10 protein-coding genes are annotated in these 12,371 nt (G+C 70.3%); 7 read left to right on the top strand and 3 right to left on the bottom strand.

What is annotated here, in order from left to right; genetic code table 11:
• Positions 1-352 precede the first annotated feature (352 nt).
• Entirely contained in the window at positions 353-1,321 is a 969-nt protein-coding gene (locus ABZ656_RS34125) for a helix-turn-helix domain-containing protein (protein WP_360273164.1), read from the bottom strand.
• Positions 1,322-1,487: 166 nt separating this feature from the next.
• Here ABZ656_RS34125 and ABZ656_RS34120 point away from each other — a divergent pair, with 166 nt between their 5' ends.
• From ABZ656_RS34120 to ABZ656_RS34105, 4 genes are all read left to right on the top strand, one after another.
• Positions 1,488-2,726 carry an MFS transporter gene (locus ABZ656_RS34120; protein ID WP_360273161.1) on the top strand — a complete coding sequence of 413 codons (1,239 nt, stop codon included), beginning with the start codon at positions 1,488-1,490 and terminating at the stop codon, positions 2,724-2,726.
• 352 nt (positions 2,727-3,078) lie between these two features.
• Entirely contained in the window at positions 3,079-3,801 is a 723-nt protein-coding gene (locus ABZ656_RS34115) for a DJ-1/PfpI family protein (protein ID WP_101403293.1), read from the top strand.
• 115 nt (positions 3,802-3,916) lie between these two features.
• Positions 3,917-4,306 carry a hypothetical protein gene (locus ABZ656_RS34110; RefSeq protein WP_360273158.1) on the top strand — a complete coding sequence of 130 codons (390 nt, stop codon included), beginning with the start codon at positions 3,917-3,919 and terminating at the stop codon, positions 4,304-4,306.
• Positions 4,270-4,569 (top strand): Tn3 family transposase, encoded by a 300-nt coding sequence (locus tag ABZ656_RS34105; protein ID WP_360273155.1) that lies wholly within the window; start codon positions 4,270-4,272, stop codon positions 4,567-4,569. The genes ABZ656_RS34110 and ABZ656_RS34105 overlap by 37 nt, the downstream gene beginning before the upstream one ends.
• A 54-nt stretch (positions 4,570-4,623) precedes the next feature.
• Here ABZ656_RS34105 and ABZ656_RS34100 read toward each other — a convergent pair whose 3' ends face one another.
• Positions 4,624-5,592 carry a chlorophyllase gene (locus tag ABZ656_RS34100; RefSeq protein WP_101403292.1) on the bottom strand — a complete coding sequence of 323 codons (969 nt, stop codon included), beginning with the start codon at positions 5,590-5,592 and terminating at the stop codon, positions 4,624-4,626.
• 167 nt (positions 5,593-5,759) lie between these two features.
• Here ABZ656_RS34100 and ABZ656_RS34095 point away from each other — a divergent pair, with 167 nt between their 5' ends.
• Together ABZ656_RS34095 and ABZ656_RS34090 are read left to right on the top strand one after the other, a co-directional pair.
• Complete coding sequence (locus ABZ656_RS34095; protein WP_180362302.1) at positions 5,760-6,356, top strand: TetR/AcrR family transcriptional regulator; 597 nt, start codon at positions 5,760-5,762, stop codon at positions 6,354-6,356.
• A 12-nt stretch (positions 6,357-6,368) separates the two neighbouring features.
• Entirely contained in the window at positions 6,369-6,824 is a 456-nt protein-coding gene (locus ABZ656_RS34090; RefSeq protein ID WP_360273151.1) for a group II intron maturase-specific domain-containing protein, read from the top strand.
• Positions 6,825-7,115: 291 nt separating this feature from the next.
• Here ABZ656_RS34090 and ABZ656_RS34085 read toward each other — a convergent pair whose 3' ends face one another.
• A complete protein-coding gene (locus tag ABZ656_RS34085) occupies positions 7,116-8,093 on the bottom strand; it encodes a transcriptional regulator (protein ID WP_101403289.1) in 978 nt (325 codons plus the stop codon).
• Between the two features lie 183 nt (positions 8,094-8,276).
• Between ABZ656_RS34085 and ABZ656_RS34080 the strand changes: the two genes are divergently transcribed.
• On the top strand, positions 8,277-12,281 hold the full coding sequence (locus ABZ656_RS34080) for a S8 family serine peptidase (RefSeq protein ID WP_101403288.1): 4,005 nt from the start codon (positions 8,277-8,279) through the stop codon (positions 12,279-12,281).
• Positions 12,282-12,371 lie beyond the last annotated feature (90 nt).

The raw sequence follows: 12,371 nt of genomic DNA, 5'->3' as shown, positions 1-12,371 counted from the left end.
GATACGCGACGACATCCACGAAGCCTTCCTCAGCCTGGCCTGCAGCATCATCTGCTGGCGACGACTGAGGAACCTCTCACTTTGTTAGGAGTTCTTAGTCCTCGCTACCGGTGAGTCGTAGAGCCGCCCTGCTCATCACAAGGTGGGGCGCGAAACCACGGCCTGCACGGGGATGCCGACATCGAGCGGTTTCGCACCCTCGAGCACGAGGACGGCGACGCGATGCAGGCGGGATGACGAGCACGGGAAACAGTGTCATGAGTGCTCTGGGGTTGTTGTCCACGTCATACCCTCGCCGTACGCAGGCCGCGTCGGCGGGGCCAGATGCCTTCCTCGCCCGCTCGACCGGACGTCACGTGTCGGGGTCCTGGACGTGGCGGGTGAAGGCGCGCCGGTAAGCGGTCGGCGTGGTGTTGAGCGCGCGCCGGAAATGCAGTCGCAGGTTGGCGGCCGAGCCCAGGCCGGAGTCGCGCGCCACCAGGTCGATCGACTGGTCGGTGATCTCCAGGAGTTCGCGTGCCAGGCCGAGGCGGGCATTCACCAGCCACTGCAGTGGCGTCGTGCCCGTCTCCTCGACGAATCGGCGCATGAGGGAGCGTTCGGAGATGCCGGCTTGGCGGGCGAGTTGGGTCACGGTGAGTGGCTGAGCGAGCCGTTCCAGAGCCCAGGCCCGGGTGTCGGCGAGCGAGGTGTCGCCGGTGACCGTGACGGGGGCGGGTACGTACTGAGCCTGGCCGCCCTCACGGTGAGGAGCGGCGACGATGCCCCGGGCGATCTGGTTGGCCACAACGGCACCCAGGTCGCGGCGCACGATGTGCAGGCACAGGTCGATGCCGCAGCACACTCCGGCCGAGGTGAGGATGTTGCCCTCGTCGATGTAGAGCACGTCACGATCGACGTGCACGTCGGGGTACTGGCGTTCGAGTTCGTCTGTGTGCTGCCAGTGGGTGGTGGCGTGCAGTCCGTCGAGCAGGCCGGCTGCGGCCAGCGCGAATGCGCCGGTACAGATGGACACCACTCGTCGGCCCCGGTCGCGGGCCGTGGCCAGCACGTCGAGTACCGCCGGCGGAACGGGCCCCGGCTGCGGCAGGAACCGCGGACCGAACCCCGGCACGATCAGCGTGTCAGCCGCGCGCAGGACGTCCAGTCCGCCCGTGACGGCCAGCGCGAAGCCGCCGGTGGCGGAGACAGTACTGGCCGGTCCGCACACGGAGACCTCGTAGGGGGTCTCCGTGCGCGGACCGAAGATCTGCAAGGGGATGGCCAGGTCGAGCGGGGCCATCCCGTCCAGCGCCAGCACAGCCACTCGATGCACAGTCATGGCGGCATCCTAACGAAAGTAGGCATTTCTGCCACTCGTGGAGTCCGGCCGACGTAGCGAGGCTTGAGGCATGACCGGATCAGTTCCACAACCGGCGTCCGAGTCGGCCTGCGATGACCAGGCACCGGTGTGCCTGGCCCCGCCCATCGAAGTGAATGTGCATCCAGTGCGTTCCTCCACCGGAAGCCCACCGGGCCCCGGCCAGAGGGCCGTCCCCGCGCGGAGACCCGGTGTCGCGAGCCTGGTACTTCTGGCCTCGATCGTCGTATCCCTCCTCGCCGCCTCCAGCGCGCCGACCCCTCTGTACGCGAGATACGCGGCCGCGTGGCACTTCTCGTCGATCACCACAACCGTCGTCTTCGGCGTCTACGCGATCGCCGTGCTGCTGTCCCTGCTCATCTTCGGACGCGTGTCCGACCACATCGGCCGACGGCCGGTGCTGCTGGCTGCCCTCGCCCTGCAGACCGCCGCAATGACGGTGCTCACCACCGCCGGAGGCCTGGACGCACTGTTCCTCGGACGGGTCCTCCAAGGCATCTCCACCGGAAGCGCCCTCGGCGCGCTGGGCGCGGCGATGCTGGACGTCGACCGGCGCCGCGGCACCCTCGCCAACGCGGTCGTGCCGGGAATCGGCACCGGCATGGGCGCGCTGCTGTCCGGATGGCTGGTCCAGTACGCGCCGGCACCCACACACCTGGTCTACCTGGTCCTCATTGCCGTGTTCGTCGTCCAGGGCACGGCTGTGATCCGCATGCCGGAAACCGTGAGCCGCACGCCAGGCGTGCGCGCCGCTCTCCGCCCCGAACTGGCCATACCGTCCGGCCTGCGCGCCCCAGTCCTCGCGGCGGCGCCGATCCTGTTCGCTGTATGGGCGCTCGCGGGCTTCTACGGCTCACTCGGCCCGGCCCTCGCCCGGCAGCTGTCCGGCTCCACCTCCACCGTGGTCGCCGGTCTCGGACTCTTCCTGCTGGCAGTGACCGGGTCACTGGCTGCCCTCGCACTCGACCGCGTCGCGCCGCGCATCGTGATGCTGCTGGGCATCGCGCTGCTCGCGGTGGGGTCGATGGCCACACTGGCCGCGGTCGACACGGGGTCGCCACTGGGATTCTTCGGCAGCACGCTGGTCGCTGGTCTCGGGTTCGGCGCCGGATACCAGGGCGGCATCCGCACCGCTGTTCCCCGCGCGGCGCCGCACGACCGGGCCGGCGTACTGTCCGTCCTCTTTGTCATCTGCTACGTCGGCATGGGCGTGCCCTCGGTCATCGCCGGGGTGCTGATCGTCCACGGCGGAGGGCTCATCGCCACCGCCCGCGACTACACACTGTTCATCCTCGTACTCGCAGCCGCAGCCCTGGCCGGACTGCTGTTGACGAACCGTTCGGCGCGACTCGTCACGCCGACCTGAGCCCCTGCGAGCCGACGTGCTTCGGGCAACGGCGGCCGCGACGCTCAGTGACGACCACCGCCAGAGCAGAGCACCGACACCATCACGGTCGAGGACCGGGGGCGATGTTCGGCATGCTCTGCGTCCCCGGAGAAACTCAGCCCGCTCTCCTCCTACCAAGCCGTCCCCCACACCCCAGCACCCACCCACCGCGACACCCGACTGACTCGCAACCACGCCAGGACTCGTACGCGTGCCCTACCCGTCCCTCCCGGCGCTCACCCTCGCCTCCTGGCGCACCTTCAAAACGTCACCCTCAGCCCGAGCCGGATCGGTGACACAGCCCGCTCGGCCCAACACCAGGAGCATCCCCATGACCGAATCCTTGGCCCCCCAGCACGAAGCCCCGGTCAAGACCATCTCTTTCGTCCAGTACCCGGGCCTCACCCCGCTCGACATCGTCGGCCCACTGCAGGTCTTCAGCGTGCTGTCCCGCCTCGTCCCCGGTTACGACACGGTCGTGGTCGGCGAGCGGATCGAACCGATGGCCACCGACACCCCGCTGTCCCTGGTTCCCAGCCACACCTTCGAGACCATGCCCGATCCGCACGTGCTCATCGTGCCCGGTGGCTCGGTCCCCACCGTCGCCGCGATGGCCGACGAGAAGCTGCTGGACAAGCTGCGTACCGCGGCCGTACGGTCCGAGATCGTCGGCTCCGTGTGCACCGGCTCCCTGCTTCTCGCCGCCGCCGGTCTCCTGGAAGGACGCCGGGCCAACACGCACTGGATGTACCGCAGCCTGCTCACTAAGTTCGGGGCTATCCCGGTAGCCGAGCGCTGGGTCCGTGACGGGAACGTCATCACCGCCGCCGGGGTGTCGGCCGGCATCGACCTGGCACTCCACCTGGTCGGCGAACTCGCCGGCCAGGACATCGCACGCAAGGTCCAACTGTTCGTCGAGTACGACCCCGAGCCCCCCTTCGGCCCGATCGACTGGGAGGCCGCCGACCCCGGCCAATACGCCCACCGCCTCCAGACGAGTCTTCACCAGGCCCTCGCCGACCATCCCGCCCTCCTGGAACGCCTGACCGGCTGAGTGCATGAGTGCATGAGTGATCATTTTCCGGTCCCGCGGCCGGACTTCGCTCGTTCCGGGGGGTTGCCGGCCGCCCGCGCATGACCGTTCCGCCCCGGGGGTCAGGCTTCGTCGCGTGACCGCAACATCAGATGTCCACCAGCTGCTCACCGGCGCCGGCGAGGTCCTTGACCGACTCCGCCACCAGGAAAAGGACCTGGAGGCGCTGGCCCGGGTGCGTGGGCGGCTGGCGGCCGGGGAAGCGGTGCTGGCCGCTGTCGAGCGCTGGCAATCGCTGACCTCCGCCGCTGCGGACCAGGCCGCGCCCGCCGTCCTGGCTCACGCATCCCCCGTACCCGTCGCGCAGCCGCCGCTGATCGAGCGGATCGCGCTGCTGCTGGCCCAGGACCCGGCCTTGGGGGAAGCTTCACCAGTGGTGTGCTCGGGCGTGAGGTCGGCGACGGCTGTACGGATGGCGCCCCGACTGACGTGGGGTTCGCGGGCCAGGCTGGCGACGGTGACCTGACCGGCTCCGACAAGGAGAGCCAGGAAGTCTCGATACTGGCGCTGCACCCGCTCCAGTCGGAGTTGGTGCACGTCGCCCTGCTCCTCCCGGACATCCTGAGCGAGGAGAAGTGGCAGAAGCGGCTCACCGGCGCTGACCGGCGGACCGTGCTACCGCTGTTCTGGACCCACGTGAACCTCTATGGCCGCTACAGCTTCACCGTGTCCGTCCCGTGCGAGGGGCTGCGGCTCTGCGCGGGACGGACAGGGCGCAGTCGGCGATGACGATGGCGGCGGCAACGATGCGGGCTGCCCGCTGCAGTGCTTGGCCGTGGTGGCTTACTTGGATTCGACTCGTGCGGCCGGGTCAGCCCCGGTGGCCAGTGCCTCGCATGCCGTCTGCCAGGCGTGGTCTGCGGGCTGGAAGTGGGTGTGCAGGTAGGCCGAGGTGAGGTGTGCGAGGGCGGCGACCCGTGCGGGGTTCTCGTCGGTGGTCTCGTCGGCGTCGTATCCGGAGATGCCGCCGAGCAGGTGCTCGGCGCCGAAGAGGGTGAGCAGGGTCTTGGGTGCGGGGGCGAGGTGGTAGGGGTCGGTGTGCCAGTCGGGGCCCGCGTCGGTGAAGTGCCGGGAGTCGTCGTGGTCGCCGGCGACGACCAAGGTGGGGGTGGTCATGGTGGAGAAGTCGGTGGTGTGGAAGAACGGCACCATCTCGGCCATCGGTCCGTTGAGGATGTCGCCGCCCCTGCCTGGTGCGGCCAGCAGCACGCCCGCCTTGATCCGGGGCTCGGTCAGGTTGACTTCCTCCCCGGTGTCGGGGTCGGCGCTGCGGGCGCCGAGCAGGAGGCTCGCGGTGTGGCCGCCGAGGGAGTGCCCGGCGACCGCGATCTTGTCGTGGTCGATGCGCCCGGCGAGCTGCGGCACGCTCTTCTCGATCTCGTCGAGCCGGTCGAGGATGTGGCTCATGTCCTGGGCGCGTGAGCGCCAGAAGAAGGGGGCTCCGGGGGTGTCGGCGAGCTGGTGGCTCAGGGTCCGGGAGCTGAGGTGGGTGGGCTGGATGACGACGAATCCGGCGGCGGCCCAGAGGTTGGCGAGGGGTGCGTACCCGTTCAGCGAGGAGAGGTTGTGGGAGCCGCCGTGGCCGTGGGAGAGCAGGATGACGGGCAGAGCGGTCCCGGTCGCGGGCGCGGAGACGCGGACCTGGAGGTCCACGGGCCGTCCGGGCACGGACAGGACCACCGGGCTGTACGACAGGACGGGAGCGGGCGAGCCGAAGCCGGCGGCGGTGTCGGTGTCGGTGGATGCAGTCATGGCGAGGGGTTCCCTTCTGTGGCCTGTGCCGCTGCCGGTTGCGACCGGGCGGTGGCAGGCGAGCGGTCAGGCGTGTCCGGCCTCAGCTAACCTGAAGCGGAACGCCGCTCCGTCTATTATTCGGAACGATGTTCCGGTTCGTCAAGCGGTGCAGGAAAGGGAGCCTGATGTCCACCGAGAGCCCGGCCGGGAAGGCGCCGGCCCGAAACAAGCGGTCCGACGCGGTACGCAACCAGCAGACGCTGCTCGCCGCAGCCGCCGAGGTCTTCGTCACCTCGGGCGTCGACGCGCCGATCCGCCAGATCGCGGCCAAAGCGGGCGTCGGACTGGGGACGATCTACCGCCACTTCCCGACCCGGGCGGATCTCGTCACCGCCGTCTACCGCCACCAGATCGAGGCATGCGCCGAGGCGGGCCCGAGCCTGCTGGCCGGCGCCGACTCCCCGTTCCATGCCCTCCGCCAGTGGATCGACCTCTTCGTCGACTTCCTGACCACCAAGCACGGACTCGCCGACGCCCTGCAGTCGGACAGCAGCCGCTTCGCCGCGCTGCACACCTACTTCCTCGACCGCCTGGAACCCGTGTGCGCGCAGCTACTCGACGCCGCGGCCGACGCCGGCGACATCAAGCCCGGCACACAGCCCTACGAACTCATGCGCGGCATCGGCAACCTGTGCATCGGACGCGACAGCGACCCGCGCTACACCCCCCGCCGACTGATCGAACTACTCCTCCAGGGACTCCAACAACCCCAGCCCGCCTGACAGAACGAACCGGTGCGCCCCCGGGCAGCCGGCATCGTCCGCCTCACCGGAGGCGGGCAGGGCTTCGTCTTTCTCTGCTTCCCTCACCAGAAGGTGGAGTCGTGGCAATGGCGGGGCAGGTTCTGCCTGCAACGCCGGCCCTCGGCCAGAGCGATGCGAGTGCTGCGGGACAAGGTCCGCACGGCCACCACCCGCTCGAAGACCGAACGGCCGGTGTCCGCCGTGGTCGCCGACCTCAGCCCCATGTTGCGGGGCTGGGCCGCGTATTTCCGCAACGGGAACTCCTGGCGGAAGTTCGACGCGATCGACGGCCGTGTCCACGAGCGGCCGGCGATCTTCGCCAGCCGGAAACACGGCCTGCGGGGCCGGAACTGGACCACCCGCTACACCTACGGGTGGATCAGTCGGCTCGGGATCTACCGCCTGACCGGAAACGTGCACTGGGCGACGGCGCATGCCCGCCGGTGAACGATGTCGGAAAGCCGGATGCGGGAGAACCACATGCCCGGTTCGAAGCGGCGGGGACTGGAAACGGAGCATCAGCCACCGCGCCAGTCATCGACCCTGCCAAGGCCGTGTCAGCCCGTCGGCCGGTAGTGCCCCAGCACCGCAGCCAGTTGGGCGAGCCGCTCCTGCAGGCGCTTTCGGCGCTTGGCCGCCACCACGCACTCGTTCACCCTGCCGTCTTCGTGCACCACAGCCACCATCAGCCGGGGACAGGCCGCCCTCCGGAGACGCCCGCCGCGTCCGCCACCACGTTCACTCGAGCCAACCGCGGCGGGCCGCCTGGGCCGCGGCCTGGAAGCGCGTGTCGGCGCCCAGTTCCGCCATCAGCCGGTGGATACGGCGCTGGGTGGTGCGCTGACTCCAGCCCTGGGTACGGGCAATGGCCGCGTCAGAGCAACCGGAGGCGAGAAGTCTGAGCAGGGCGAGGGTGTCGGCATCGGGACTGCCAGGTCGTGCGACCGGGGACCTGGTGTCCTGAAGCGGTGTCGCGCGTTCCCACTCGGCCTCGAACAGGGCTTCCAGGGCGACGAGCATCGGTGAGCGGTGGATGAGATACGCGGCGGAATGGCCGCCGGGCGCGAGGCTGAAGGGGATTATCGCCGACCTGTCGTCCGAGATCACCAGTTTCAGCGGCAACTCGGCGAGCACTCGCGCCTGTTCGCCGGTGCGTATGCTCGGCAGGATGTCGTCCTGGAGCCGGCCCGGCCAGTCCATCGCGGCCCGATCGTAGATCACGCGGTGGGCGACGCCTGTGCGTTGCCGCTGACGCTGGTTCTCCAGCTTGCTTCCGGGGCGGTCGACGTAGGGAGGCCGGTCGAAGGCGCGGAGCTGGCGCCGGGCACCCTCCGTCAGCCGGTGGACGGCCGCGCTGACGTCCTCGTGGCTGGTGAGCAGCTCCACTGCCATGTTCGGGTCGCTGATCCGGTGCGCCTCACGGTGCTTGTCGGCGAGCTGTTGCACCAGGGAACGAGCCGCGTCGAGTCGGCGCTCGCGTTCCTGGATCAGCTCGGTGACCGCCACATCGGGAGCGGCAGCGGTGAAGCGGGGCGGGCGGCCCGCGGACCTGGTGGCAAGTCCGTCCTTGACCAGAGTGGACAGCAACCTGCCGACCGCGCCCACGCTCATCCCGCAAGCTCCGGCGACCTGCGAGGCGGTGCTGCGGGGCAGCCCGATCAAAGCGGTGTAGACGAGTTGTGTTTCCGCGCCGAGTCCGACGACGTCAAATTCCATTTCCACTCCGGTGGTTCCTGGCAACCAGCCGCCACCTGGCGGAAGTCGGCCACAGCCACATTCTTGCGCCCGGTCCGCTTCCGTTGGCATCTTCCCCTGAAGAAAAGGGGCGTTGTTCTGCGGTGACGCGCAGGCACACGTCCCTGTCGTGTGTCAGCACACCGATCAGCAGAAGGTGCCCCTATGCCCCATGCCCGACCTCCGGCCGTCCGGCTCCTCCGCGCCTGCGCCGTCCTCGCCCTCACCGTCGCCGGCACCGCCGTGGCCCTTCCCGCATCCGCCGCATCGCCCACCTCCTCCACTTCCCTGGGCGGCACTCCCGCCACGCAGGCGTCGCCCAGCCCCGACAGACAGCGGCACGGCGTCGTTCCCGGCCAGATCCTGGTCACCCTGGACCAGCGGACCTCGGTCACCGGCCCGCTCCTGCACGGCACCCGAATCGCCGCCCGGACCCCGCATACCAACCGCGCGGCGCTCAACACCAAGTTCCGGGCCATCGGCGCCACATCACTGCACCCACTGGTCCAAGGCGACGACGCGCGGCTGTCCCGTACCTACGTCCTCACCACCGGCCGGCGCGACTCCGCCGCCGTCGCCCGTTCCCTGCGCGGCACCCAAGGAATCGCCGACGCCGAGCCCGATCGCTACGTCAACACCATGAACACCGGAGCGCGGCCGCTGCCTTCCACGGCGATCGGCTCCTTCCCCGCCGCGGCCCGTATCGACTCCGCCAAGACGAACAAGGCGACGGCGCCCGCGGACGCCGTGCCGGCCAACGCCGCACTCACCACCTCCGCACAGGCGTTTCTCAACTCCGGCGGCGTGGACGCGATCGGTGCCTTCTCCCTGCTCCAGAGCCGTTACGGCCAGCAGCCCGGCACCGGCGAGACCATCACGAACGTCTCGATAGGCGACCTCACCGACCAGTCGATGGCCGACGCCGGCGACTCGTATGTTCAGGCCAATGGCCCGACCACTGTCCTCAAGGACGGTCAGCGCTACCTCGACCTGCCGTCGATGCCGCTCATCCCCACCTATGTGGCCGAGGACTCCGGCGGTCTGGACGGCGCCGCTTCCACCGAACAACAGGACCCGTCTCTCGACGAGGTCCTGCTCGACTTCAGCGTCATGGCACCGCTCGCCCACGACCGGCAGCGCCCCGAGGCGACCGGCAGCGGCTACACCGACCTTCTGGGCATCGCCCCCGGGGCCGACTACCGGCTGGTCGTTCCGCAGCAGCCGACCACCGACCGGATCGCGGGCGCCCTCCTGGCCGCCGCCCACCAGTCGCCCAAGCCCGACGTGATCACCGCCAGCCTCGGCTTCGGCACCGACGCCGACGGCTACGCCGGGCGCTACCTCGAGGACGACCCGGTCATCCGCTCCGTCGTCACCTCCATCGTCCACGACGACGGAATCGTGGTGTCCATCTCCTCCAACGACGGCACCCGCCTGTACACCCCCGCATCCATCGGACCCGACGGCGGCAGCACCCCGACCGACCTCGCTGCCGACAGCCGCTCCGCCACCACCATCGCCGACGACGCGGAGTCCACGACCCCCTCACGGGTACCCGACAGCGGGGCGATAGCCGCCGGCGGCAGCACCCTCGACGACACCCTGGCAGCAGGAGCGCGGGGCGACGCCACCACCGCCGAGACACGGCTCAGCGGCTTCGGTACCTTCTCGTCGGGCTTCGGCAGCCGTGTCGACCTCTCCGCCCCCAGCGACAACATCCTGGCCTTCACCCACCCGTCCCGGGGCACCGCGCAGGACGTCGACGTGTCCCTCAACGGCGGCACGTCCGCCTCCGCTCCCGAGATCGCCGCCGCGGCAGCCGTCGTGCTGCAGGCCGGGCGGCTCGGCGGCCACCGTCCGACTCCCGCACAGGTACGGGACATCCTGGAGAAGACCGGCCGCACGGTCTCCACCCCGCCGCAGATCGACCGCACGCTGCACATCGGCCCGCAGGTCGACGTGACGGCCGCGGCCGAGAAAGCGCTGGGCCGGTACTCCGGGTCCCCGTCGCTGGTGCGCCTGTCCGTCGCCCACCGTGTCACCATCGGCGACCTCGGCGGTGCTTTCACGGAGACCACCGACCCCGGCCGCATCGACCTCGGCGACCGCTCCTCCGGGGGCAACGGCGAAGGTCTCGTCGGCCCGGTCACCTTCGCCGGTGACACCACCGGAGTGCCCGACCATGCCCAGTACACCCTCACCGTCGGCTCGACGGTCTTCCGCTCCGCCGATCCCGCGATACGCGTGACACCGGCCCAGCTCCTGACCGCCGCCGGTCTGCCCCTCACCTCCGCCACGGACCAGCAGATCACGGTGACCTACCGGGTCCTGGTCCAGGGACGCACACGCGCGAGCACCACCCGTACCCTTGCCATCGGTCCGAGCGACGGCACCTACGTGGAGGCGAGCGCCCCCAAGGCTCCCGCGACCGTCGCCGCCGGACGCCCGGTCACCGTCTCGTACGACCTCACCGGTGTCGCATCGACCTCCGCCCCGCAGCTCGTGGTGTCCACGGTCGGCCACTGGAACCCGAGCCTCGCACCCATTTTCACCGCCGGCTGGCACCAGGCACTGACCGCGACCAGGGGAACGGTGACGATTCCCGCGCAGGCCTTCGCGAACGGCGGCGGCCTCTACGGCATCGGCGTCGCCCAGAAGGGCTTCGGCGGCAATCCGCGGTCCGTCGCGTACGGGGAATTCACCCCGATCCGGGTGGACGGCGGCACGGCGGCCGACCGCCCGGCCGCACCGGTCCTCACCGGGGCGGGCGGCATCGCCGGCCACGCCGCTGAAGTATCCCGTGCCGCCTCCGGATTCACGCTCCGCTACGACGCGCGGAACGTCAGCGGGGCGCGGGCCGCCGAGGTGGAGTTCTCCGCGCCAGCGCCCACCCTGCACGGCACCTACAACACCTTCACCAACGCCAACGGCACCCAGCTCGATCACGACGGCGTGAACAGCCCCTCGGTACTCCACCGGAGGCTGCCCGCCGCCTCGGGGTCGGTGCGACTGGATGCCGCGGCCCTGGGACTCGGCAGCTCGGACAGCTACAACGTCCGGGTGCTGGCCCTCGGCCGCGACGGTCAGGTCGTGGGTCAGGCGTCCCCGCTGTCGACGCTGGCCTTTGACGACGGGCTCGCGCCCGACGGCACGTGGGTGCAGAGCTTCGCCGCGGCCGGTTCCCGCTCCGTCGCCGCGCTCGTCACCGCCTCGGGCGGCACCGAGGTCCGCAACTACTCGACGGCGACCGGACGCTACGGCGACGTCATCACCTCCGACTCGGGCTCCGGTTCGTCCTACGAGGTCGTGGGAGCCACTGCGAACCGCGTGCTGCTGGTCCACCGGACCTCGGCCGACGGCGATGTGCGGGTGGAGACCTGGAACACCACGACGGACTCGCTCACCGGCGTCACCGTGCTGCCGGCCGCCAAGTACAGCTACCTCACCGGCCGGGTGGACACCGTCCACGACAGGGGCGCCCTGCTCCTGCACGGAGCCGACAAGACCGACCTGGTCCTGCCCGTCGACCTCGGCGCGGGCAGCGCCGCCGATCCGATCGCGGCCGACCCGAGCGGGGTCGCCGCCGGAACGTACACCCTGCTGACCGTCGACTCCTCCACCGGGAACGTCTTCCTGGCCAAGGCCGCCGGGCCCTACAACTGCCTCGGCGGAATCACCCCGGCCAGGATCGACCTGACCGCCCGGACCGTGGCCGGCATCGGCAGCACCTCCGCGTGCAGCCACGGCATCGCCTCCAACGGGGCCGGGTCGCTGATCAATCTCTCGGCAGCCGTTCCCAGCATCAACATCGTCCCCACGGGCGCGCTCGGAATGCTCGACGAGAAGACCGGTGAGGCCGGCAACGCCATCACTCTGCGCCTGGGCAAGCCCTCGGCCCTCGCGGTCGACGGCACCCACAAGATCGCCGTGGTCTCGTACACGACACCGGAGGGCACGGCGTACTTCGGCTCGGGAATGTGGGTGCCTGACAACAACGCCACCGGCCAGCTCGCCGTAGTGGATCTCACGACCGGAACGGTGGTCCGTACGCTGACCGGCCTCGCCATCGGCCACGGCGGGGCCGAAAACGCCCTCCAGCTGGATCCCAGCACCAGGACCGGCTGGACGTACGGCCCGGGCGACCAGCAGATCCAGCAGTTCAGCTACTGACCCGTCGACCCGCCCTCGGCCCCGGGGACCCGCGCAAGATCTGCCGGTCCCGGGGCACGACTCCCAGCGGCCACCACGTGAAGGCCAGAA

This window comes from Streptomyces sp. NPDC007095 (assembly GCF_040634475.1).
GTDB lineage: Bacteria > Actinomycetota > Actinomycetes > Streptomycetales > Streptomycetaceae > Streptomyces.
This window is presented reverse-complemented; position numbering and strand designations above follow the sequence as displayed.

Bases quoted from the DNA above. Each gene is read 5' to 3' on its own strand.
- ABZ656_RS34125 (WP_360273164.1), bottom strand. From the start codon at position 1,321: ATGACTGTGCATCGAGTGGCTGTGCTGGCGCTGGACGGGATGGCCCCG.
- ABZ656_RS34115 (WP_101403293.1), top strand. From the start codon at position 3,079: ATGACCGAATCCTTGGCCCCCCAGCACGAAGCCCCGGTCAAGACCATC.
- ABZ656_RS34100 (WP_101403292.1), bottom strand. From the start codon at position 5,592: ATGACTGCATCCACCGACACCGACACCGCCGCCGGCTTCGGCTCGCCC.
- ABZ656_RS34095 (WP_180362302.1), top strand. From the start codon at position 5,760: ATGTCCACCGAGAGCCCGGCCGGGAAGGCGCCGGCCCGAAACAAGCGG.
- ABZ656_RS34085 (WP_101403289.1), bottom strand. From the start codon at position 8,093: ATGGAATTTGACGTCGTCGGACTCGGCGCGGAAACACAACTCGTCTAC.
- ABZ656_RS34080 (WP_101403288.1), top strand. From the start codon at position 8,277: ATGCCCCATGCCCGACCTCCGGCCGTCCGGCTCCTCCGCGCCTGCGCC.